The following is a 21,148-nucleotide window of genomic DNA, read 5'->3' as shown; positions in this document are numbered from 1 at the left end:
GCGTTATGGTGACCCCATCGGTCCCCCCGCATTGATTACCCGTTAACCTGGTCAGGCCCGGAAGGGAGCAGCCATAGCGGGAACATCGAGTGCCGGGGTGTGGCTGGTGGGGTCGCCACCTATCTTCAAGCCATGCGCTTGTTCCTGCTTTGCCTATCTAGTTTATTCATTGTCTTTTGATGCGCGTGCTATTTCGCCTGCTTGTGTCTGGCTGTCCAGCGCTGCTGTATGGCGTTTAACCATACGCTCAATCTCCCCAGATTTTTTCATGGCCTCAAGGCTGCGCAGAATCCCTTGCGTGGGTACGCCCGGATCATTTCGCACATAGCAGCTCAGTGCCTGCTCCTCCAGCAGTGCCACTGGCTTGAAGCGTTGGGCTTCGGGCAGCGAGCGATTGAACCAATCCAGGCTGAACTGACTGCTGACCGCGTAGCGGTAGCGTCCTGCCTGCAGCTTCTGCAGCACCTGCAACTGATTGCGGGCGTCGTCACGCTTGAAGTGGCCGTTGTCGAATTGCGTCTGCAGGGCAGGGTAGTGAAAACCAAGCACGGTACCAATGACCTGGCTGGGTAGCTGCGCCAGGTTTGTCGGCGCTGCTTCGCCGGGAAGCGCCACCAGCCAGTCGCGCTGCTGGAACAACGGCGGGCTCCAGCTGAAGTTGCCCGACTGCCCGCCGCTCCAGGACGGCATCACGAAACAGCGCACGTCGACGCTGCCACGCTCCATCCCCGCCTGCAGGCGCAGGCGCGGCATTACGTGGAATTCAGGACGACGCTGCACGCGGCTGGCCAGGGTGTTCATCAGGTCGAACATGATGCCTTCTACCGGCTGGTTGTTTTCCAGGCGTACCAGCGGCATGGTCCAGCTATCGGCGACGGCAAAACGCAAGGGGGGTAACTCGGCGGCCGGCAGTTGGCCGATGTACAGCATTAACAGGCTTAAAACCCAGCGCATCCACTTCTCCCTGCGTGGTATCGGCATCCTGGCGAACAAAGCTTATACGTCAGGCCGCATAGCGGATGCAATTTCAGGCCTGCTCCGCTAGGATTAGCGGTCTTTGGTCTATCTATTTGACGGTTTTCGATGAGTTATCAGGTTCTTGCACGTAAATGGCGTCCGCGCTCGTTCCGCGAAATGGTCGGCCAGACCCATGTGCTCAAGGCTTTGATCAACGCACTGGACAACCAGCGCCTGCACCATGCCTACCTGTTTACCGGTACTCGCGGCGTGGGCAAGACTACCATCGCGCGAATCATCGCCAAATGCCTGAACTGTGAAACCGGCATCACCTCGACCCCCTGCGGCACCTGTTCGGTGTGCCGGGAAATCGACGAGGGCCGTTTCGTCGACCTGATCGAGATCGACGCCGCCAGTCGCACCAAAGTCGAAGACACCCGCGAGCTGCTCGACAACGTGCAGTACGCGCCGAGCCGTGGGCGCTTCAAGGTCTACCTGATCGACGAAGTGCACATGCTCTCCAGTCACTCGTTCAACGCCTTGCTCAAGACGCTGGAAGAGCCGCCGCCCTACGTCAAGTTCATCCTTGCCACCACTGATCCACAGAAGCTGCCCGCGACCATCCTCTCGCGCTGCCTGCAGTTTTCCCTGAAGAACATGACCCCCGAGCGGGTGGTCGAGCATCTGAGTCATGTGCTCGGTGCTGAGAACGTCCCGTTCGAAGACGACGCGCTGTGGCTGCTTGGCCGCGCTGCCGATGGCTCGATGCGCGATGCCATGAGCCTGACCGATCAGGCCATTGCTTTCGGTGAAGGCAAGGTATTGGCCGCCGATGTGCGGGCCATGCTGGGCACGCTCGATCATGGCCAGGTCTATGGCGTCTTGCAGGCGCTGCTCGAAGGCGACGCACGGGCCTTGCTCGAAGCGGTACGCCACCTGGCCGAGCAGGGGCCGGACTGGAGCGGCGTGCTGGCCGAGATGCTCAATGTGCTGCATCGCGTCGCCATTGCCCAGGCCCTGCCTGAAGCCGTGGACAACGGCCAGGGCGATCGCGACCGGGTATTGGCCCTGGCCCAGGCGCTGCCGGCCGAGGACGTACAGTTCTACTACCAGATGGGCTTGATCGGTCGTCGTGACCTGCCGCTGGCTCCGGATCCGCGCGGCGGCTTCGAGATGGTGCTGTTGCGCATGCTGGCGTTCCGTCCCGCCGATGCCGATGACGCACCGACGCCGGTACTAAAGCCGGTGGGGATCAGCCAGGCCACAGCTGATTCGGCAAGTGCGGTGGCAGCAGCGAGTGCAGCTGCGCCTGCGATGATTGCTGCGCCGGCTGTCGAGCCTGCGCCGGTTGCTGCTCCTGAGCCGGTAGCTGTTACCCAGCCTGAGCCGGAACCTGAGCCTGCGCCCACGCCAGTCGAGGTCAAAGCTGAAGAGCCTGAGCCGGTTGTCGACCTGCCCTGGAACGATCCAGCCCCGGTCCAGCCTGTTGCCGAGCCCGAGGTTGCACCTGCTGCGCCCGAACCTGTAGTCGAATCGCCGCAACCGGCGCCAGTTCAGGCGGTGGTACGCCAGGACGCACCGCCTCACGACGACAGCATCGGCTACAGCCCGGCGGGCATGGAGCGTGACGACGAGCCGCCGCTGGACGAGGATTACTACGAGCCGGAGATGGATCCGGCCAGCTACAGTTACCTGGATGAGCTGGCGATCGAGCATGTGCACGAAGAAGCGCCGACCGCCGCTCCCGAGCCGTTGCCAGCGGCCATGCCGGCCACCGGCCTGGCTTTGCAATGGCTGGAATTATTCCCGCAGTTGCCGATCTCCGGGATGACCGGCAGTATCGCCGCCAACTGTACCCTGATTGCCGCCGAAGGCGATGACTGGTTGCTGCACCTGGATCCGGCCCACAGTGCGCTGTTCAACGCTACTCAGCAGCGCCGCCTGAACGATGCCCTGAACCAGCATTTCGGGCGCACGCTGAAGCTGTCCATCGAGCTGATTCGCCCGGAGCAGGAAACCCCGGCCCAGGCGGCGGCTCGCAAGCGTGCCGAGCGTCAGGGTGAGGCAGAGGCTTCGATTGAGGCTGACCCGCTCATCCAGCAGATGATCAAGCAGTTTGGTGCCATGGTGCGACACGATACCATTGAGCCTGTAGACGCCCCGGTAACCCAGGGCGAATGACCGAATGACACAAGCGGCCCGGGCCCGACCCGCGCCGCACCCCGTAAGACTAAATTTGAGGTGATCCCCATGATGAAAGGTGGCATGGCCGGCCTGATGAAGCAGGCCCAGCAGATGCAGGAAAAAATGGCCAAGATGCAGGAAGAGCTGGCCAACGCCGAAGTGACCGGTCAGTCCGGCGCCGGCCTGGTGAGCGTGGTGATGACCGGTCGTCACGACGTCAAGCGCATCAGCCTGGACGACAGCCTGATGCAGGAAGACAAGGAAGTGCTGGAAGACCTGATCGCCGCCGCTGTCAACGACGCGGTGCGCAAGGTCGAGCAGAACAGCCAGGAAAAAATGGGTGGCATGACCGCTGGCATGCAGCTGCCACCTGGTTTCAAAATGCCGTTCTAAGGCAGCACTCGTAGTACCTACGGTGGGAGCACGGCTGTGAGGTCGTTGCTCCCATCGTCGTTTTTCTCGCGCTTATTGAATATCCAGGTTATTGCCCATGAGCTTCAGTCCCCTGATTCGCCAACTGATCGATGCCTTGCGCATCTTGCCCGGCGTCGGCCAGAAAACCGCTCAGCGCATGGCACTGCAGTTGCTCGAGCGCGACCGCAGTGGCGGCACGCGCCTGGCTCAGGCCCTGAGCCAGGCCATGGAAGGGGTTGGCCATTGTCGCCAGTGCCGTACCCTGACCGAGCAGGAGCTGTGCCCACAGTGCGCCGACACGCGCCGTGACGACACGCTGCTGTGTGTGGTCGAAGGGCCGATGGATGTCTATGCGGTGGAACAGACCGGTTATCGCGGCCGTTACTTCGTGCTCAAAGGGCACCTGTCACCGCTGGACGGGCTGGGGCCTGAGGCGATCGGCATTCCACAGCTGATGGCGCGTATCGAAGAGCAGGGCACCTTTACCGAGGTGATTCTGGCGACCAACCCGACGGTGGAGGGTGAGGCGACGGCTCATTACATTGCGCAGTTACTGGCCGACAAGGGCCTGGTGGCTTCGCGCATCGCTCATGGTGTGCCGTTGGGCGGAGAACTGGAGCTGGTGGATGGCGGGACGCTGGCGCACTCCTTTGCGGGGCGCAAGCCGATTTCGTTGTAGATCTGGAGATTGTATCGCGGGGCAAGCCCGCTCCCACAGGATTTCCACCATTCTGTGGGAGCGGGCTTGCCCCGCGATTGAAACTCAGTATTCGCTCAACGAGAACTCGGTCAGGCAGAAGGTTGGAATACCCAGCGCCTGCAGTTTCTGCGAGCCACCCAGTTCCGGCAGGTCAATAATCGCTGCGGCCTCGAACACTTGCGCACCCATGCGGCGCACCAGGTTGCTTGCTGCCACGAAGGTCCCGCCGGTGGCGATCAAGTCGTCGAAAATCAGCACCGAATCGCCTTCACACAGGCTGTCGGCGTGCACTTCGAGGAACGCTTCACCGTATTCGGTCTGGTAGCCTTCGGCGAGCACGTCAGCCGGCAGCTTGCCCTGCTTGCGGAACAGGATCAGTGGCTTGTTCAGTTGGTGGGCGATGATCGAGCCGATCAGGAAGCCGCGGGCGTCCATGGCACCGATGTGGCTGAATTCGGCCTCGACATAGCGCTCGATGAAGGCGTCGGCCACATGGCGCAAGCCCCGTGGCGACTGGAACAGCGGCGTGATGTCGCGAAAGATCACGCCGGCTTTCGGGAAGTCCGGTACTGGGCGGATCAGGGCTTTGAGGTCGAAGGTATCGCTGTGCATGAGGCGGGTATCCTGAGAAACGAATGCCCGCCAGTATACCCTTATCCCGTGTCCTCAGCTCTCCAGAGCACCACCGGCCAGCGCACACAGCTGGATCGGGTCGAGGATGTGGATTTCCTTGCCTTCGGCGGCAATCAGGCCGTTCTGCTGGAAGCGGGTGAAAACCCGTGAAACAGTTTCTACAGCCAGACCCAGATAGTTACCGATTTCGTTGCGCGACATGCTCAGGCGGAACTGATTGGCCGAATAGCCCCGGGCACGGAAACGCGCCGAGAGGTTGACCAGGAAGGTGGCGATGCGTTCGTCGGCGGTTTTTTTCGACAACAGCAGCATCATTTGCTGGTCGTCACGAATTTCGCGGCTCATCACCCGCATCAGCTGGCGACGCAGTTGAGGCAACTGAACCGAAAGCTCGTCAAGGCGTTCGAAGGGGATTTCACAGACCGACGTGGTTTCCTGGGCCTGGGCCGATACCGGATAGGTTTCGGTGTCCATGCCGGACAGGCCGACCAGTTCGCTGGGCAGGTGAAAGCCGGTGATCTGTTCTTCACCGCCGTCGCTCAGGCTGAAGGTTTTCAGGGCGCCGGAGCGCACTGCGTAGACCGAAGCGAAGTTGTCACCCTGGCGGAACAGAAATTCGCCTTTCTTCAGCGGTCGCCCGCGTTTGACGATTTCATCCAATGCATCCATGTCTTCCATGTTCAACGACAATGGCAGGCATAGAGGCGCCAGGCTGCAATCCTTGCAGTGGGCCTGGTTATGGGGGCGCAGTTTGACTGGCTCGGACATTTCTTCATTCCTTGGGGGAAAGCACACATAAGCCGTAAGGGTAACTCAGGGCATGGGGTTTCGACCAGCCCGCACCCGGGTAGGGTGGGCTGGATGAGGTGCGGCGTATCGTCCGACCTCCGATAAACATAGTGTGCTTTACAAGTATGACTGTAAACAGTGTCCGTGCTTTGTGCTTCAGATGACCCGAGAGAAGCGTTGCTGGCTGTGCAGGCCGAGGTAGGCGTCGAACACCATGCACACCGAACGCACCAGCAGGCGACCGGCGGGCAATACCTGGATGCCCTGGTTGCTGAGGTGGATCAGGCCATCGTCGTGCATGGCTTGCAGGGCTGGCCACTGGTCCTTGAAGTAGCCGCGAAAATCGATGGTAAAGGCTTGTTCGATGACCTCGAAGTCCAGTTCGAAGTGGCAGATCAACTGCTGGATCACCGCGCGGCGCAGGCGGTCGTCGGCGCTGCAGAGCAGGCCGCGGCTGGTGGCCAGCTGGGCGCTGGACAGGGTGTCCTGATAGGTGTTCAGGTCGCTGGTGTTCTGGCAGTACAGGTCACCGATCTGGCTGATGGCCGAGACGCCGAGGCCGATCAGGTCGCAGTGACCGTGGGTGGTGTAGCCCTGGAAGTTGCGTTGCAGGGTCGACTCTTCCTGGGCGATGGCCAGCTCGTCGTCGGGCAGGGCGAAATGGTCCATGCCAATGTAGCGGTAGCCGGCGGCGGTCAGTTGTTCAATGGTTCTTTGCAGCATCTCCAGCTTGGCGGCGGGCGCCGGCAGGTCATTGCTGTCGATGCGCCGCTGCGGCATGAAGCGTTCCGGCAAGTGCGCATAGTTGAACACCGACAGGCGGTCCGGTTGCAGCTTGATGACTTCGTCCACGGTGCGGGCAAAGCCTTCTGGCGTTTGCTTGGGCAGGCCGTAGATCAGGTCGAGGTTGATCGAGCGAAACTGCAGGGTGCGTGCCGCGTCGATGATTGTCCGGGTCTGTTCCAGGGTTTGCAGGCGGTTGATCGCCCGTTGCACGGCCGGGTCGAGGTCCTGTACGCCCAGGCTGACGCGATTGAAACCCAGTTCGCGCAGCAGGCCCATGGTCGGCCAGTCGGCCTCACGCGGGTCGATCTCGATGCCGTAGTCGCCGGAATCGTCGTCCAGCAGGTTGAAATGCTGGCGCAAATGCGCCATCAGCTGGCGCAGTTCGACATGGCTGAGAAAGGTCGGGGTGCCGCCACCGAAGTGCAATTGCTCGACGCTCTGCTTGGGGTCCAGGTGACAAGCGATCAGCTGGATTTCCTGCTCCAGGCGTTGCAGGTAGGGCTGGGCGCGGGCGCGGTCTTTGGTGATGACCTTGTTGCAGGCGCAGTAGTAGCAGATGTTGGCGCAGAACGGCACGTGCACATAAAGCGACAGCGGCCGAACGGCCCGGCGGCTGTCACGCAGGGCGTGCAGCAGGTCGAAGGAGCCGACTTCGCTGTGCAGTTGCACTGCGGTTGGATAGGAGGTGTAGCGTGGGCCAGACAGGTCGTAGCGACGGATCAGGTCGGAGTCCCAGCGGAGTGCGTCGAGCATGTGGGCAATCCCCAGAATGAGCAGCAGTGCCCGAAGTCTAGGGGGGTGGCAAACAGCCCGTCTTGATTTGTATCAACGGCGCTTCAGTGGCCCATCAGCCAGTGCTGGTGCGGCCCCGGCAGGGTCCACAGGCCGAACAGGATCACCAGTATGCCGCCGGCGACCCGTACCCCGCGTTTGCGTAGCAGGGCGCTGGTGCGTTCGGCGGCAAGCCCGGTGGCCAGCAGCACTGGCCAGGTGCCGAGGCCGAAGGCCAGCATCAGCAGGGCGCTGTCAGCAGCGTTGCCCTGGCTCGCAGCCCACAACAGGGTGCTGTAGACCAGGCCGCATGGCAGCCAGCCCCACAGGGCGCCCAGTAGCAGGGCGCGGGGCAGGCTGGAAACCGGTAGCAGGCGGTTGGCCACGGGCTGTATGTGGCGCCACAGGCCGCGTCCGAGGCCTTCGATGCGAGTCAGGCCGCTCCACCAGCCGGCCAGGTACAGGCCCATGCTGATCAACAGCAACGCTGCGGCCACGCGCATGCCCAAGGCCACCGGGCTGTTGGCCACGGCCCAGCCGGCCAGGCCCAGCAGCAGGCCGGCCAGGGCGTAGCTGAAGATGCGGCCCAGGTTGTAGGCCAGCAGCAGGCGAAAGCGCCGGCTGCGCTGTTCCTTGGGGATGGCCAGGGTCAGGGCACCCATCAGCCCGCCGCACATGCCCAGGCAATGGCCGCCGCCCAGCAGGCCGAGGATCAGCGCCGAGCTGAGCAGGGGTAGCAGCTCAAGCACGGGGTGGGGCGCCGTCGTCGGGTTTCTTGCCGTCGGCTTCGTCCATCGCGGCGGTGTGCTGTGGGTCCTGATCGTCGAACAGAATGCTGTGGGCCGGGCTGTCGAGGTCGTCGTACTGACCGCTGTCCACCGCCCAGAAGAAGATGTAGATAGCGATGGCGACGATCAGCAGCGCGGCCGGAATCATGATGTATAGCGCGGGCATGGAAGCTCCTGGTCAGGCCGTGGCCGGGTGTGAGTCGCGGGTCGCTGTGGCGCCGTTGGCCGGACCGCTGATGCGGGTCAGGCGCAGGGCGTTGAGCACCACGATCAGCGAACTGACGGACATGCCAATGGCCGCCCACACCGGTGTGATCCAGCCCAGGGCGGCAAAGGGCAGCATCAGGCCATTATACAGCGCTGCCCAGAGCAGGTTCTCGATAATGATCCGGCGAGTGCGCCGGGCCAGGCTGAAGGCCTGCACCAGCGCGTCGAGGCGATTGGACAGCAGTACTGCGTCGGCGCTGGTCTTGGCCAGGTCAGTGGCCGAGCCCATGGCGATGCTGATGTCGGCGGCGGCCAGCACCGGTACGTCGTTGACTCCGTCGCCGAGCATCAGCACCTTGCGGCCCTGCAGCTGCAGGGCTTTGAGTTTTTCCAGTTTGTCATCCGGGCGCAAGCCGCCGATGGCCTGGTCAATCTGCAGCTCGGCGGCCACGCTCTGCACCATCGGTGAGCTGTCGCCGGACAGCAGCAAGGTCTGCCAGCCGCGGGCGCGACAGGCCGCGAGCAAGTCGGCGGCGTCATTGCGCAGGCGGTCGTCGAGCACCAGCCAGGCAAGGGCGCCCTGGGTGTCGCCGAGCAACAGCCATTGACCCGGCTCTGCGGGCATCTCGGGGGTAGCAGTGTTGCTCAAGGCGCACACGAAACCTGCTTCGCCGATGCGCAGGCGTTGCCCTTGCACCACGCCTTCAAGCCCGAGGCCAGGCTCGGCGTGTACCTCGTCGGCAGCAACGCTGGCGCGCCCGAAGGCACGGGCAATCGGGTGTTCGGAGCGGTTTTCCAGGGCGGCGGCAAGCATCAGGCACTGATCGGCGTCGGCGGCGGCCAGCGGGCGAATGGCGCGCAAGGTCAGGCGGCCTTCGGTGAGGGTGCCGGTCTTGTCGAAGATCACTGTGTCGATCTGGTTCAGGCCTTCGAGCACATGGCCGCGGGTCAGCAGCAGGCCGAGTTTGTGCAGGGTGCCGGTGGCGGCGGTCAGCGCGGTTGGCGTGGCCAGCGACAGGGCGCAAGGGCAGGTGGCGACCAGCATCGCCAGGACAATCCAGAACGCCCGTGACGGGTCCAGCTGCCACCAGAGCAGGCCGATGGCCGCAGCGGCGACCAGGGAGAACAGCAGGAACCACTGCGAGGCGCGGTCGGCGATTTCCGCCAGCCGCGGTTTTTCCGACTGGGCCCGCTCCAGCAGGCGGACGATGGCCGACAGGCGCGTATCCTGGCCCAGGGCCTGGACTTCGACGGTCAGCGCGCTTTCCACGTTCAAGGTCCCGGCGGTTACCGCGTCGCCCGCGCGGCGCGGCTGGGGCAGGTATTCGCCGGTCAGCAGCGACTCGTCGACACTCGACTGGCCGCTGACGATACGCCCGTCGGCAGGCACGACATGGCCGGGTTGAATCAGGACGCAATCACCCAGTTGCAGCTCACTGAGCAGGATCCGCTCGCTTTGGCCCGCAGCGCCCAGGCGCAGGCAGGAAGCCGGCAGCAGGTTGACCAGCTGTGCAGTGGCGGCGGCAGTGCGCTCACGGGCACGGCGTTCCAGGTAGCGGCCTGCGAGCAGGAACAGGGCGAACATGCCCACGGCATCGAAATACAGCTCGCCACTGCCGGTGATCGCGGTCCAGATCCCGGCGCCATAGGCCAGGCCGATGGCCAGCGACACCGAAACGTCCATGGTCAGGTGCCGGGTACGCAGGTCGCGGGCGGCGCCACGGAAGAACGGCGCGCAGCTGTAGAAGACGATCGGGGTGGTCAGGAACAGCGCGACCCAGCGCAGGATGGTGTGCAGCTCCGGGCTCAGGTCGATGTTGAATTCCGGCCAGGTGGCCATGGTCGCCATCATCGCCTGGAACCACAGCAGGCCGGCGACCCCCAGTTGGCGCAGGGCGGTGCGGTTTTCATTGGCCAGCTGTTCAGCGGCGCGGTCGGCTTGGTAGGGGTGCGCCGCGTAACCGATATGGCGCAGTTCGGCCAGCAGCCTGGACAGCGGTAACTGACTGTCGGCCCAGTTGACGTGCAGTCGGTGGTTGGACAGGTTCAGCCGCGCCTCGGCAACGCCAGGCAGGTTACGCAGGTGTTTTTCGATCAGCCAGCCGCACGCGGCGCAACTGATGCCTTCGATCAGCAGGGTGGTTTCGGCCAGCTCACCGCTGTGGCGGACGAAAGGTTTTTGCACATCGGCTCGGTCGTACAGGGCCAGTTCGTCGACCAGTTGCTGGGGCAGGGCATCGGGGTTGGCGCTGGCTTCGCTGCGGTGCTGGTAATAGCTTTCCAGGTTGCCAGCGACAATGGCTTCGGCCACGGCCTGGCAACCCGGGCAGCAAAACAGCCGGTCCTGGCCGAGTACCACGGCGGTGAAGTGGCTGCCGGCCGGAACGGGCAGGGCGCAGTGGTAGCAAGGCGTGGGGCTGGTCATGGCAATCTATCGCAAGGTCCGGGGTGAACCTGATCGCGGGGCAAGCCCGCTCCCACAGTGTGTCTCGGTGGGAGCGGGCTTGCCCCGCGATCAAGGCCGACTCATTTTTCGAGGTGTTCAGCCCCTTGCAGCGCTTCGTCGCCCAGCTGCAGGGTTACATCATGGCCAACCTGTTCTTCTTCAAACAGACGCCAGACATGCTCGTCCTGGCTGCCGAGCAGCTCGACGAAGCGACGGCCTTCGATTTTGTCGCTGAGCTGGCCGACGTAGCGTCCGGCTTCGCTGGCGCTCTGGGTCAGGATGATCTTGCGGTCTTTCTCCGGCTGGGTCGGCGAGATCAGGTTGAGTTCCAGGGTTTTCGGCTGGCTGTTACCGCTCAGGCGCAGTTCGACTTCACCGGTCAGCTCGTCCAGGTGCACACTGGCCTTGAGGTTCAGGGTCTGGCCCAGCAGTTCACGGTCCAGCGAGCGGTTGATGCCTTTGCCGGCCTCGTAGTAGTTGTCGTTGACCAGGTTGTCCGGGTTGTTGACCGCGATGTAGACCATGGTCAGGCTCAGGGTCACCGAGGTGGCCAGCACCCCGATGATGATCCATGGCCAAAGGTGCTTGTACCAGGGGCTGGCGGCTGTTGCAGAAGGCATAGACTCAGTCTCTTATCGAATTTGCGGGCCGATGAAGCGGCTCTTGGCTTCAACCTGGGTGGCGCTGTCGTCAGCGTCCTTGAGGATGAAGGTGACTTCGTTGGTGCTCGATGGCAGTTTCTCCGGGGCCATCGACAATTGTACCGGCAGGCTGACGATGTCACCGGCGGCGACACGAATTTCCCCGGCGCCTTCAAGCTTGAGGTCTGGCAGGCCAGCGGCTTCGAGCACGTAGACGTGGTCGTGCTGGTCTTTGTTCATGACCTTCAGGCTGTAGACGTTTTCGATCCGGCCCTGGGCGTTTTCGCGGTACAGGACGCGGTCCTTGCTGACGTCGAAGCCGACCAGCGGGCGCAGCACGAAGGCGCTGGCGAGCAGGGCGATCATGGCCAGCAAGACCACCGCATAACCGATCAGGCGCGGGCGCAACATGTGGGTTTTCTGCCCGGAGAGGTTGTGCTCGGTGGTGTAGCTGATCAGGCCTTTGGGGTAGTTCATCTTGTCCATGATGGTGTCGCAGGCGTCGATGCAGGCGGCGCAGCCGATGCACTCGATCTGCAGGCCATCGCGAATGTCGATGCCGGTCGGGCAGACCTGGACGCACATGGTGCAGTCGATGCAGTCACCCAGACCTTTGGCTTTGTAATCGAGGTCTTTCTTGCGCGGGCCACGGGTTTCGCCGCGACGTGGATCGTAGGAGACGATCAGTGTGTCCTTGTCGAACATCACGCTCTGGAAACGCGCATAGGGGCACATGTACACGCACACCTGCTCGCGCAGCCAGCCGGCATTACCGTAGGTGGCCAGGGTGAAGAAACCGACCCAGAAATACGCCCAGCCATCGGCCTGGCCGGTGAAGAACTCCACCACCAGCTCGCGGATCGGCGAGAAGTAGCCGACGAAGGTCATGCCGGTGACAAAGCCGATCAGCAGCCACAGGCTGTGCTTGGCCAGTTTGCGCAGGAACTTGTTGCCGCTCATGGGCGCCTTGTCCAGCTTCATGCGCTGGTTGCGGTCACCTTCCGTGACCTTTTCGCACCACATGAAGATCCAGGTCCAGACGCTCTGCGGACAGGTGTAGCCGCACCACACCCGGCCGGCGAATACGGTGATGAAGAACAGGCCGAAGGCGGCAACGATCAACAGGCCGGACAGCAGGATGAAATCCTGCGGCCAGATGGTGGCGCCGAAGATATAGAACTTGCGCTCGGGCAGGTTCCACCAGACCGCCTGGTGCTCGCCCCAGTTCAGCCACACCGTGCCGAAATACAGCAGGAACAGGACGGCGCCGCCGGCCATGCGCAAATTGCGGAACAAGCCGGTGAAGGCCCGGGTGTAGATTTTTTCCCGAGAGGCGTAGAGATCGACGCTGTCTTTGTCTTTATTGGCAGGCGGGGTGACATCATGTACTGGAATCTGCTTGCTCATCATTGAGTCCCACGGCAGTGGAATAACGCCGCGATCAGTGCGTGCCGACCGCAGTCAGAAGTTTATGCTGCTCCAGGTCGGATAATACGCCTGTAGTGGCAGCATGGGGCATGGCTGCGACCTTTAGTCGCGTTGGGTTTGCCTGGTGATTAGTGTAGTGGGCGTGTCAATTGATCTGGGTCATACGAACTGCCTTAACCCGGTGGGAGCGGGCTTGCCCCGCGATGCGATGTGGCTGACAGCTTGCAATCGCGGGGCAAGCCCGCTCCTACCGGGTGCATAAAAAAGCCCCGCCAGTCTGCACTGACGGGGCCTTTTGGTAGCTGTGCGAATTACTTCGCCTCAGCCGCCTTTTCGCCTTGATGCGACAGGCTGTAGACATAGGCGGCCAGCAGGTGGACCTTGTCGTTACCCTGGATCGCTTCCTGGGCAGGCATCTGGCCCTGACGGCCATAACGGATGGTCTGCTGCAGTTGCGCGAAGCTCGAACCGTAGATGAATGCCTGTGGGTGCGTCAGGTTCGGCGCGCCCATGGCCGGGGTGCCTTTGCCTTCAGGACCGTGGCAGGCCACGCAGTTGGCGGCGAAGAGCTTCTGGCCGTTGGCGATGTCGGCTTTCGCCCCTTCTGGCAGCTTGCGGCCATCAAGGTTGGTCAGCACGTACCCGGCAACGTCGGCAACGCCCTGCTCACCAATGACTTCGGCCCAGGCCGGCATCACGCCGTGACGACCGCCCATGATGGTGGCCTTGATGGTTGCCGGATCACCGCCCCAGCGCCAGTCGTTGTCGGTGAGGTTAGGGAAGCCGTAGGAACCCTTGGCGTCGGAACCGTGGCACACCGAGCAGTTGGAGGCGAACAGGCGGCCACCCATTTTCAGCGCTTGCGGATCCTTGGCCACTTCTTCAATGGGCATGGCTGCAAATTTGGCGAAGATCGGCCCAAATTTGGCGTCAGCGCGGGCCATTTCCTTTTCCCACTCGTGTACGCCGGTCCAGCCAGGCTGGCCGTTGGCGAACTCGGTCTTTTTCTCGTTATCCACGTACTGGTAACCCGGCAAAATGCCTTTCCAGTTACCCAGGCCCGGGTACAGCACCAGGTAACCCAGGGCGAAAACGATGGTACCGACGAACAGCATGAACCACCATTTCGGCAACGGGTTGTCATATTCCTCGATGCCGTCGTAGGCGTGGCCCACGGTTTCTTCAGTGGTTTCGCTGCGCTGGCCCTTGCGGGTGGACAGCAGCAGCCAGGTCAGGGCGAAGATCGTGCCCAGACTCAAAACGGTGACGTACAGACTCCAGAAGGTAGTCATTCGTTGTTACTCCTAGACGCTTTCGCTTGCGCTTGCTCGACGTGCTTGCTGGCTTCGGGATCATCTGCGAAGGGCAGCATGGTCGCTTCGTCGAACTCAGACTTGCGCCGAGAACTGAACACCCACAACGCCAGGCCAATAAAGGCCACCATCACCACGACGGTGCCCAGGCCACGAATCATCCCGATATCCATCAATGTCACCGTTTGCTTTTGATGATGGTGCCCAGGCCTTGCAGGTAGGCCACCAGAGCGTCCATTTCAGTCTTGCCCTTGACCGCGTCGCGGGCACCGGCGATGTCTTCATCGGTGTACGGTGTGCCGAGGGTGCGCAGGACTTCCATTTTCTTGACGGTGTCCTTGCCATCGAGCTTGTTCTCTACCAGCCATGGGTAGGCCGGCATTTTCGACTCGGGCACGACGTTGCGCGGGTTGTACAGGTGCGCACGGTGCCAGTCATCGGAGTAACGGCCGCCGACACGGGCCAGGTCCGGACCGGTACGCTTGGAACCCCACAGGAACGGGTGGTCCCAGACGCTTTCACCGGCGACCGAGTAGTGGCCGTAGCGCTCGGTTTCGGCACGGAACGGACGGATCATCTGCGAGTGGCACTGCACGCAGCCTTCGCGGATGTAGATGTCACGGCCTTCCAGTTCCAGCGCGGTGCGTGGCTTCATGCCCTCGACCGGCTTGTTGGTGACGTCCTGGAAGAACAGCGGGACGATCTGGGTCAGGCCACCGACACTCACGGCGATGACCATGAAGAAGGCCAGCAGGCCGATATTCTTCTCGAGTGTTTCGTGCTTCATCAGTGAGCTCCAACTACAGCGATCTGAGCCGCAGCTTCAGCTTCGGCCGGCTTCGAGGCGCGTACGGTACGGTAGACGTTGTACGCCATCAGCAGCATGCCGGAGGCGAAGAACGCACCGCCCAGGGCACGGACGATAAAGCCTGGGTGGCTGGCCTGCAGGGCTTCGACGAAGGAGTAGGTGAGGGTGCCGTCGTCGTTGATTGCACGCCACATCAGGCCCTGGGTGATGCCGTTGACCCACATCGAGGAGATGTACAGCACGGTACCGATGGTCGCCAGCCAGAAGTGCGCGTTGATCAGGCCGATGCTGTGCATCTGCTCGCGGCCGTAGACTTTCGGGATCATGTGGTACAGGGCGCCGATCGAGATCATCGCAACCCAGCCCAGAGCGCCGGCGTGTACGTGGCCGACGGTCCAGTCGGTGTAGTGCGACAGCGAGTTGACGGTCTTGATCGCCATCATCGGACCTTCGAAGGTCGACATGCCGTAGAACGCCAGGGAGACCACGAGGAAACGCAGGATCGGGTCGGTGCGCAGCTTATGCCAGGCGCCCGACAGCGTCATCATGCCGTTGATCATGCCGCCCCAGCTTGGTGCCAGGAGAATGATCGACATGGCCATGCCCAACGACTGCGCCCAGTCCGGCAGGGCGGTGTAGTGCAGGTGGTGCGGGCCGGCCCAGATGTACAGGGTGATCAGTGCCCAGAAGTGCACGATCGACAGGCGATAGGAGTAGATCGGACGCTCGGCCTGTTTCGGCACGAAGTAGTACATCATGCCGAGAAAGCCGGTGGTCAGGAAGAAGCCCACGGCGTTGTGGCCGTACCACCACTGGATCATTGCGTCGGTGGCGCCCGAGTAAGCCGAGTAGGACTTGAACAGGCTGACCGGCAGCGAAGCGTGGTTGACGATGTGCAGCATCGCGGTCACTACGATGAACGCACCGTAGAACCAGTTACCCACATAGATGTGCTTGGTCTTGCGCTTGACGATGGTGCCGAAGAACACCACACCGTAGGTGACCCAGACAATCGCCAGCAAAATGGCGATCGGCCATTCCAGCTCGGCGTATTCCTTGGTCGTGGTGTAACCCAGCGGCAGGGTGATGAGCGCACCGACGATCACCGCTTGCCAACCCCAGAAGGTGAAGGCCGCGAGGCTGTCGGAAATCAGTCGCGTCTGGCAGGTACGCTGCACGACATAATAAGAAGTGGCAAACAGTGCACAGCCACCGAAGGCGAAAATCACCAGGTTGGTGTGCAGTGGGCGAAGCCGTCCAAAGCTCGTCCATGGCAGGTCCAGGTTCAGCTGGGGCCATACCAGTTGCGAGGCGATGAAGACTCCAAGCCCCATGCCAAGGATCCCCCAGACCACCGTCATGATGGCGAACTGGCGGACGACCTTATAGTTATAAGCAGTCGGACTGATTGCTGTGCTCATTCTAAGGTTCCACGGTTTGGGTGTTTTTGTAGGTTAAAAAATCGGCGCAAGTATGTATAAACCGTGTGGTTATTGCAACGCGATGGCTCTCGCGCCGACCTTTGCCAAAGCCCGATCTACCGCTGTTTCGGGCCTTGTTGGCGGACAAAGTGTACACAATTATCTGCTTGATATGTGTACCGTTATTCATCTTTTCTTGTCCAATCGGTCAGGCTTGTTGTAACCGTTTTCTGTTATCCAGAGGCGGGTACAAAGAGGTCGAGCCGATCCCATCTGCCTTTGCACGCATTCTTCAACAGCCACGACCGACCAACGGGATTAGCAGGCCCCGGGTTGCGGTCGCTGTGGCAACAAGCTTAGTTCCGATCAAGGCGGGTGCAAGGCGGGGTGGCGGGGAGGTGCGACGTTTGGTCGACGAGGGGAAATGGAACCGCCGCATCCAGATGGCTGCGGCGGTTTGAGTCAAGGCTCAGTTAAGGGATGATTTTACTTGGCAGAGAGGTTCTCACCTTGAACCGGTTCATCCTGCGACAGGCTGTAGACATAGGCGGCCAGCAGGTGGACCTTGTCGTTACCCTGGATCGCTTCCTGGGCAGGCATCTGGCCCTGACGGCCGTAACGGATGGTCTGCTGCAGTTGCGCGAAACTCGAACCGTAGATGAAGGCTTGCGGGTGCGTCAGGTCCGGTGCGCCCATGGCTGGGGTACCTTTGCCTTGCGGACCGTGGCAGGCCACACAGTTGGTTGCAAAGAGCTTCTCGCCATTGCCGACATCAGCCTTGGTGCCTTCTGGCAGTTTGCGTCCATCCATGCTGGTGAGGACGAAAGCGGCTACGTCGGCCACACCTTGCTCACCGATCACTTCGGCCCAGGCCGGCATGACGCCGTGACGACCGCTCATGATCGACTGCTTGATGGTGTCCGGATCGCCGCCCCAGCGCCAGTCCTTGTCGGTCAGGTTAGGGAAACCGTAGGCACCCTTGGCGTCGGAGCCGTGGCACACCGAGCAGTTGGAGGCGAACAGGCGGCCACCCATCTTCAGCGCTTGCGGATCCTTGGCCACTTCCTCTACCGGCATGGCCGCGAACTTGGCGAAGATCGGGCCGAATTTGGCGTCGGCCTTGTCCATTTCTTTCTGCCATTCATTGACCTGGGTCCAGCCGTCCTGATAGCCCGGCAGGATGCCTTTCCAGTTGCCCAGGCCTGGGTAGAGGATCAGGTAGCCGACCGAGAACACCAGGGTGCCGACGAACAGCCAGAACCACCACTTGGGCAGCGGGTTGTCGTACTCCTCGATGCCGTCGAAGCTGTGGCCCATGGTCTGGTCGCCGCCGTTGGGCTTTTCGCCCTTGCGCGTGGCCAGCAGCAGCCAGGTCAAGCCGATCAGGCTGCCGATGGTCAGTACGCAGATGTACGTACTCCAGAAGGTGGTCATTGCCCGTTACTCCTCGATGCGGGTTCGTTGGCGGCAGGTGCTAGGCGGTCATCGGCGAACGGCAACAGGCTTGCCTCGGCAAACTCGCGGTCACGCCGACCGTTGAACACCCACAACGACAGGCCGATGAAGGCGATGGCCACCAGCAGGGTGCCCAGGCCGCGCAGCTGGCCGATATCCAGTGTGAAGTCCATGGCCCTTACCTCTTGTTCTTGATCGCGGTGCCGAGCACCTGCAGGTAGGCAACCAGTGCATCCATCTCGGTTTTACCCTTGATCGATTCCACCGCACCGCTGATATCCGCGTCGGTGTAGGGCACGCCCAGGGTGCGCATGGTGCGCAGCTTGGTCTCGGTGTGGCTGCTGTCTACCGGGCTGGCGACCAGCCATGGGTAGGCCGGCATCTTCGACTCGGGCACGACGTTGCGCGGGTTGTACAGGTGCGCGCGGTGCCAGTCATCGGAGTAGCGACCGCCGACACGCGCCAGGTCCGGACCGGTACGCTTGGAGCCCCACAGGAACGGGTGGTCCCAGACGCTTTCACCGGCGACCGAGTAGTGGCCGTAGCGCTCGGTTTCGGCACGGAACGGACGGATCATCTGCGAGTGGCACTGCACACAGCCTTCGCGGATGTAAATGTCACGGCCTTCCAGTTGCAGCGCGGTGTAAGGCTTCATGCCTTCGACCGGCTTGTTGGTGACGTCCTGGAAGAACAGCGGGACGATCTGGGTCAGACCGCCGATGCTGACGGCAAAGACCATCAACAGCACCAGCAGGAAGACGTTTTTCTCGATTACTTCGTGTTTCATCTCGATCTCCTCAGGCCAGCTGCGCAGCGGCAGGTGCAGTGGCGGCTACCGGGGCACGCACGGTGCGCCAGGTGTTCCAGGCCATCAGGAACATGCCGGTGAGGAAGATCGCCCCGCCGACGAAGCGCACGATGAAGCCAGGGTGGCTGGCCACCAGGGTTTCGACGAAGGAGTAGGTCAGCGTGCCGTCGGCGTTGACCGCGCGCCACATCAGGCCCTGAGCGATACCGTTGACCCACATCGACGCGATGTAGAGCACGGTGCCGATGGTGGCGAGCCAGAAGTGCGCGTTGATCAGGCCCAGGCTGTACATCTGCTCGCGGCCGAAGACTTTCGGGATCATGTGGTACAGGGCGCCGATCGAGATCATCGCAACCCAGCCCAGAGCGCCGGCGTGTACGTGGCCGATGGTCCAGTCGGTGTAGTGCGACAAGGCGTTGACGGTCTTGATCGCCATCATCGGACCTTCGAAGGTCGACATGCCGTAGAACGCCAGCGAGACCACCAGGAAGCGCAGGATCGGGTCGCTGCGCAGCTTATGCCAGGCGCCCGAGAGGGTCATCATGCCGTTGATCATGCCACCCCAGCTCGGGGCCAGGAGGATCAGCGACATGATCATGCCCAGCGACTGTGCCCAGTCGGGCAAGGCGGTGTAGTGCAGGTGGTGAGGACCGGCCCAGATGTACAGGGTGATCAGTGCCCAGAAGTGCACGATCGACAGGCGATAGGAGTACACCGGACGCTCGGCCTGCTTGGGCACGAAGTAGTACATCATGCCGAGGAAGCCTGCGGTCAGGAAGAAGCCCACGGCGTTGTGGCCGTACCACCACTGGACCATGGCGTCAGTGGCGCCGCTGTACAGCGAGTAGGACTTGGTCAGGCTGACCGGCAGTTCCAGGTTGTTGACGATGTGCAGGATCGCCACGGTGATGATGAATGCACCGAAGAACCAGTTGCCCACGTAGATGTGCTTGGTGGTGCGCTTCATCAGGGTGCCGAAGAACACCACGGCGTAGGCGACCCAGACAATGGTGATCAGGATATCGATCGGCCATTCCAGTTCGGCGTACTCCTTGGAGCTGGTATAACCCAGCGGCAGGCTGACGGCGGCAAGCACGATCACCAGTTGCCAGGCCCAGAAGGTGAAGGCGGCGAGGCGTGGTGAGAACAGGGTGGTCTGACAGGTGCGCTGGACCGAGTAGTACGAGGCGGCGAACAGTGCGCAACCACCGAAGGCGAAGATCACCGCGTTGGTATGCAGCGGGCGCAGGCGCCCGAAGCTGGTCCAGGGGAGGTCGAAGTTGAGCGAAGGCCAGACGAGTTGCGCGGCAAGAAAAACGCCGAGCCCCATCCCGACGATTCCCCACACCACCGTCATAATGGCGAATTGGCGGACCACCTTGTAGTTGTAGGCGGTACTGCTGGTTGTGTTCATGTATGGGTTCCCATCCACGGTTATAGGCAGGCTAAATAGCGAGGCAAGCATGATTAATGGGCAAGTGGCCGGTATTGACGGGGATCAATGGGCGCGGTTGATCGAAAGCCGTGGCTGGCGCTGGAATGCCCCGCAAAATCAGGGGGATGGCGAACATTTGCGCTGTCTGATCCTGGCCCATGGCGCGGGTGCGCCGATGGACAGCGGGTTCATGGAAGAAATCGCGCAAAGGCTGGCGGCACAAGGGCTGGGGGTGGTGCGCTTCGAGTTTCCCTATATGGCGCAACGGCGCCTCGATGGTGGCAAAAGGCCCCCAAATCCGCAGGCAAAGCTGCTCGAATGCTGGCGCGAGGTGTACCAACAGGTGCGACCATTGGTCACTGGGACGCTGGCCATTGGTGGCAAGTCCATGGGCGGGCGAATGGCGAGCCTGCTGGCCGATGAGCTGGGGGCGGATGCACTGGTGTGCCTGGGTTATCCCTTTTATGCCGCCGGCAAGCCGGAAAAACCGCGGGTGGCGCATCTGGCCGGGCTGAAGACGCCGACGCTGATCGTTCAGGGCGAACGCGATGCGTTGGGTAATCGGCAGACGGTGGAAGGCTATGAACTATCGTCAGCGATCGAGCTGCGCTGGCTGGAAGCGGGGGATCATGATCTGAAGCCGTTGAAGGTTTCGGGGTTCAGTCAGGGTGATCATCTGCAGACGGCTGCAGATCGGATTGTGGCGTTTGTGCGCTGAGTTTGTTTTTCCAGTTACATCACATCGCGGGGCAAGCCCGCTCACACAGGGTATAGGTACAAGCAGTGGGAGCGGGCTTGCCCCGCGAAATTTTTTGAATCAGCCGCGGTATTCGCACAGGTAGGCAGTATCCACTGCCACCTTCAGCTGGAACTTGCTGTTGGCCGGCACGTTGAACTGGCTGCCTGCCGAGAAGGTTTCCCAGTTGTCGCTGTCAGGCAGCTTGACGGTCAGGGCGCCGGACACCACATGCATGATTTCACGCTGGGCAGTGCCGAATTCGTACTCGCCGGGGGCCATTACGCCAACCGTGGCCGGACCTTCGGCGGTGCCAAAGGCGATCGACTTGACGGTGCCATCAAAGTACTCGTTGACCTTAAACATGGGCGACTCCTGAAAAGGGGCTGAAAAGGTTGGCCAGTATGCCCAAGGCGCCTGGCGCCGTC

General features: G+C 62.1%; 22 protein-coding genes and 1 other RNA gene. 5 read left to right on the top strand and 18 right to left on the bottom strand.

Annotated elements, in window-relative coordinates; genetic code table 11:
• Positions 1 to 15 precede the first annotated feature (15 nt).
• Positions 16 to 112: signal recognition particle sRNA small type (gene ffs, locus PSAKL28_RS27160), an RNA gene on the top strand.
• Positions 113 to 162: 50 nt separating this feature from the next.
• On the opposite strand, the gene PSAKL28_RS18415 is transcribed toward ffs, so the two are convergent.
• Positions 163 to 954 (bottom strand): substrate-binding periplasmic protein, encoded by a 792-nt coding sequence (locus PSAKL28_RS18415; protein WP_038613208.1) that lies wholly within the window; start codon positions 952 to 954, stop codon positions 163 to 165.
• Positions 955 to 1,083: 129 nt separating this feature from the next.
• On the opposite strand from PSAKL28_RS18415, the gene dnaX reads away from it, so the two are divergent.
• The 3 genes from dnaX (at position 1,084) to recR (ending at position 4,234) form a co-directional block, all read left to right on the top strand.
• Entirely contained in the window at positions 1,084 to 3,138 is a 2,055-nt protein-coding gene (gene dnaX / locus PSAKL28_RS18410) for a DNA polymerase III subunit gamma/tau (protein ID WP_038613206.1), read from the top strand.
• Between the two features lie 69 nt (positions 3,139 to 3,207).
• Positions 3,208 to 3,534, top strand: a complete 327-nt coding sequence (locus PSAKL28_RS18405) for a YbaB/EbfC family nucleoid-associated protein (RefSeq protein WP_028945400.1) — start codon at positions 3,208 to 3,210, stop codon at positions 3,532 to 3,534.
• 97 nt (positions 3,535 to 3,631) lie between these two features.
• The gene (gene recR, locus PSAKL28_RS18400) at positions 3,632 to 4,234 is read left to right on the top strand and encodes a recombination mediator RecR (RefSeq protein WP_038613204.1); all 603 of its coding nucleotides are present in this window, start codon (positions 3,632 to 3,634) and stop codon (positions 4,232 to 4,234) included.
• Between the two features lie 84 nt (positions 4,235 to 4,318).
• Here recR and PSAKL28_RS18395 read toward each other — a convergent pair whose 3' ends face one another.
• The 16 genes from PSAKL28_RS18395 to ccoN (PSAKL28_RS18320) all read right to left on the bottom strand — a co-directional run bounded on the left by PSAKL28_RS18395 (position 4,319) and on the right by ccoN (PSAKL28_RS18320) (position 19,963).
• Positions 4,319 to 4,867 carry an adenine phosphoribosyltransferase gene (locus PSAKL28_RS18395; RefSeq protein ID WP_038613202.1) on the bottom strand — a complete coding sequence of 183 codons (549 nt, stop codon included), beginning with the start codon at positions 4,865 to 4,867 and terminating at the stop codon, positions 4,319 to 4,321.
• Between the two features lie 54 nt (positions 4,868 to 4,921).
• Positions 4,922 to 5,656: a Crp/Fnr family transcriptional regulator FnrA gene (fnrA, locus tag PSAKL28_RS18390; protein ID WP_038613200.1), complete on the bottom strand. Its 735-nt coding sequence runs from the start codon at positions 5,654 to 5,656 to the stop codon at positions 4,922 to 4,924.
• A gap of 177 nt (positions 5,657 to 5,833) precedes the next feature.
• Complete coding sequence (gene hemN, locus PSAKL28_RS18385) at positions 5,834 to 7,216, bottom strand: oxygen-independent coproporphyrinogen III oxidase (protein ID WP_038613198.1); 1,383 nt, start codon at positions 7,214 to 7,216, stop codon at positions 5,834 to 5,836.
• An 83-nt stretch (positions 7,217 to 7,299) separates the two neighbouring features.
• Entirely contained in the window at positions 7,300 to 7,983 is a 684-nt protein-coding gene (locus PSAKL28_RS18380) for a sulfite exporter TauE/SafE family protein (protein ID WP_038613196.1), read from the bottom strand.
• Entirely contained in the window at positions 7,976 to 8,188 is a 213-nt protein-coding gene (ccoS, locus tag PSAKL28_RS18375) for a cbb3-type cytochrome oxidase assembly protein CcoS (RefSeq protein WP_038613194.1), read from the bottom strand. The genes PSAKL28_RS18380 and ccoS overlap by 8 nt, the downstream gene beginning before the upstream one ends.
• A gap of 12 nt (positions 8,189 to 8,200) precedes the next feature.
• The gene (locus PSAKL28_RS18370) at positions 8,201 to 10,654 is read right to left on the bottom strand and encodes a heavy metal translocating P-type ATPase (RefSeq protein ID WP_038613192.1); all 2,454 of its coding nucleotides are present in this window, start codon (positions 10,652 to 10,654) and stop codon (positions 8,201 to 8,203) included.
• Positions 10,655 to 10,755: 101 nt separating this feature from the next.
• A complete protein-coding gene (locus PSAKL28_RS18365) occupies positions 10,756 to 11,295 on the bottom strand; it encodes a FixH family protein (protein WP_038613190.1) in 540 nt (179 codons plus the stop codon).
• Positions 11,296 to 11,307: 12 nt separating this feature from the next.
• A complete protein-coding gene (ccoG, locus tag PSAKL28_RS18360; RefSeq protein WP_038613188.1) occupies positions 11,308 to 12,723 on the bottom strand; it encodes a cytochrome c oxidase accessory protein CcoG in 1,416 nt (471 codons plus the stop codon).
• 332 nt (positions 12,724 to 13,055) lie between these two features.
• On the bottom strand, positions 13,056 to 14,036 hold the full coding sequence (gene ccoP, locus PSAKL28_RS18355) for a cytochrome-c oxidase, cbb3-type subunit III (RefSeq protein WP_038613186.1): 981 nt from the start codon (positions 14,034 to 14,036) through the stop codon (positions 13,056 to 13,058).
• A complete protein-coding gene (locus PSAKL28_RS18350; RefSeq protein ID WP_010225992.1) occupies positions 14,033 to 14,230 on the bottom strand; it encodes a CcoQ/FixQ family Cbb3-type cytochrome c oxidase assembly chaperone in 198 nt (65 codons plus the stop codon). The genes ccoP (PSAKL28_RS18355) and PSAKL28_RS18350 overlap by 4 nt, the downstream gene beginning before the upstream one ends.
• A gap of 5 nt (positions 14,231 to 14,235) precedes the next feature.
• Positions 14,236 to 14,844 carry a cytochrome-c oxidase, cbb3-type subunit II gene (gene ccoO / locus PSAKL28_RS18345; RefSeq protein ID WP_038613183.1) on the bottom strand — a complete coding sequence of 203 codons (609 nt, stop codon included), beginning with the start codon at positions 14,842 to 14,844 and terminating at the stop codon, positions 14,236 to 14,238.
• Positions 14,844 to 16,286, bottom strand: a complete 1,443-nt coding sequence (ccoN, locus tag PSAKL28_RS18340; RefSeq protein WP_038613180.1) for a cytochrome-c oxidase, cbb3-type subunit I — start codon at positions 16,284 to 16,286, stop codon at positions 14,844 to 14,846. Before ccoN (PSAKL28_RS18340) ends, ccoO (PSAKL28_RS18345) begins: the two co-directional genes overlap by 1 nt.
• A 486-nt stretch (positions 16,287 to 16,772) precedes the next feature.
• Positions 16,773 to 17,720 carry a cytochrome-c oxidase, cbb3-type subunit III gene (gene ccoP, locus PSAKL28_RS18335; protein ID WP_038613178.1) on the bottom strand — a complete coding sequence of 316 codons (948 nt, stop codon included), beginning with the start codon at positions 17,718 to 17,720 and terminating at the stop codon, positions 16,773 to 16,775.
• Positions 17,717 to 17,914, bottom strand: coding sequence for a cbb3-type cytochrome oxidase subunit 3 (locus PSAKL28_RS18330; protein ID WP_038613176.1), 198 nt, complete (start codon positions 17,912 to 17,914; stop codon positions 17,717 to 17,719). Before PSAKL28_RS18330 ends, ccoP (PSAKL28_RS18335) begins: the two co-directional genes overlap by 4 nt.
• Before the next feature lie 5 nt (positions 17,915 to 17,919).
• Positions 17,920 to 18,528 (bottom strand): cytochrome-c oxidase, cbb3-type subunit II, encoded by a 609-nt coding sequence (ccoO, locus tag PSAKL28_RS18325; protein ID WP_038613174.1) that lies wholly within the window; start codon positions 18,526 to 18,528, stop codon positions 17,920 to 17,922.
• 10 nt (positions 18,529 to 18,538) lie between these two features.
• Positions 18,539 to 19,963 (bottom strand): cytochrome-c oxidase, cbb3-type subunit I, encoded by a 1,425-nt coding sequence (gene ccoN / locus PSAKL28_RS18320; protein WP_038613172.1) that lies wholly within the window; start codon positions 19,961 to 19,963, stop codon positions 18,539 to 18,541.
• Positions 19,964 to 20,012: 49 nt separating this feature from the next.
• On the opposite strand from ccoN (PSAKL28_RS18320), the gene PSAKL28_RS18315 reads away from it, so the two are divergent.
• On the top strand, positions 20,013 to 20,702 hold the full coding sequence (locus tag PSAKL28_RS18315) for an alpha/beta family hydrolase (RefSeq protein WP_038613170.1): 690 nt from the start codon (positions 20,013 to 20,015) through the stop codon (positions 20,700 to 20,702).
• Positions 20,703 to 20,801: 99 nt separating this feature from the next.
• Here the strand turns inward: PSAKL28_RS18315 and ppnP are convergent, their stop codons facing one another.
• Positions 20,802 to 21,086, bottom strand: a complete 285-nt coding sequence (ppnP, locus tag PSAKL28_RS18310; protein ID WP_010225980.1) for a pyrimidine/purine nucleoside phosphorylase — start codon at positions 21,084 to 21,086, stop codon at positions 20,802 to 20,804.
• Between the last annotated feature and the right edge of the window lie 62 nt (positions 21,087 to 21,148).

This window comes from Pseudomonas alkylphenolica, from assembly GCF_000746525.1.
GTDB lineage: Bacteria > Pseudomonadota > Gammaproteobacteria > Pseudomonadales > Pseudomonadaceae > Aquipseudomonas > Aquipseudomonas alkylphenolica.
Note: the sequence above shows the minus strand (reverse complement) of the source record. Positions and strands in the feature narration are given on the sequence as shown.

Coding starts and splice junctions, on each gene's coding strand:
- PSAKL28_RS18415 (WP_038613208.1), bottom strand. CDS start 954: ATGCGCTGGGTTTTAAGCCTGTTAATGCTGTACATCGGCCAACTGCCG.
- dnaX (WP_038613206.1), top strand. CDS start 1,084: ATGAGTTATCAGGTTCTTGCACGTAAATGGCGTCCGCGCTCGTTCCGC.
- PSAKL28_RS18405 (WP_028945400.1), top strand. CDS start 3,208: ATGATGAAAGGTGGCATGGCCGGCCTGATGAAGCAGGCCCAGCAGATG.
- recR (WP_038613204.1), top strand. CDS start 3,632: ATGAGCTTCAGTCCCCTGATTCGCCAACTGATCGATGCCTTGCGCATC.
- PSAKL28_RS18395 (WP_038613202.1), bottom strand. CDS start 4,867: ATGCACAGCGATACCTTCGACCTCAAAGCCCTGATCCGCCCAGTACCG.
- fnrA (WP_038613200.1), bottom strand. CDS start 5,656: ATGTCCGAGCCAGTCAAACTGCGCCCCCATAACCAGGCCCACTGCAAG.
- hemN (WP_038613198.1), bottom strand. CDS start 7,216: ATGCTCGACGCACTCCGCTGGGACTCCGACCTGATCCGTCGCTACGAC.
- ccoS (WP_038613194.1), bottom strand. CDS start 8,188: ATGCCCGCGCTATACATCATGATTCCGGCCGCGCTGCTGATCGTCGCC.
- PSAKL28_RS18370 (WP_038613192.1), bottom strand. CDS start 10,654: ATGACCAGCCCCACGCCTTGCTACCACTGCGCCCTGCCCGTTCCGGCC.
- PSAKL28_RS18365 (WP_038613190.1), bottom strand. CDS start 11,295: ATGCCTTCTGCAACAGCCGCCAGCCCCTGGTACAAGCACCTTTGGCCA.
- ccoG (WP_038613188.1), bottom strand. CDS start 12,723: ATGAGCAAGCAGATTCCAGTACATGATGTCACCCCGCCTGCCAATAAA.
- ccoP (WP_038613186.1), bottom strand. CDS start 14,036: ATGACTACCTTCTGGAGTCTGTACGTCACCGTTTTGAGTCTGGGCACG.
- PSAKL28_RS18350 (WP_010225992.1), bottom strand. CDS start 14,230: ATGGATATCGGGATGATTCGTGGCCTGGGCACCGTCGTGGTGATGGTG.
- ccoO (WP_038613183.1), bottom strand. CDS start 14,844: ATGAAGCACGAAACACTCGAGAAGAATATCGGCCTGCTGGCCTTCTTC.
- ccoN (WP_038613180.1), bottom strand. CDS start 16,286: ATGAGCACAGCAATCAGTCCGACTGCTTATAACTATAAGGTCGTCCGC.
- ccoP (WP_038613178.1), bottom strand. CDS start 17,720: ATGACCACCTTCTGGAGTACGTACATCTGCGTACTGACCATCGGCAGC.
- PSAKL28_RS18330 (WP_038613176.1), bottom strand. CDS start 17,914: ATGGACTTCACACTGGATATCGGCCAGCTGCGCGGCCTGGGCACCCTG.
- ccoO (WP_038613174.1), bottom strand. CDS start 18,528: ATGAAACACGAAGTAATCGAGAAAAACGTCTTCCTGCTGGTGCTGTTG.
- ccoN (WP_038613172.1), bottom strand. CDS start 19,963: ATGAACACAACCAGCAGTACCGCCTACAACTACAAGGTGGTCCGCCAA.
- PSAKL28_RS18315 (WP_038613170.1), top strand. CDS start 20,013: ATGATTAATGGGCAAGTGGCCGGTATTGACGGGGATCAATGGGCGCGG.
- ppnP (WP_010225980.1), bottom strand. CDS start 21,086: ATGTTTAAGGTCAACGAGTACTTTGATGGCACCGTCAAGTCGATCGCC.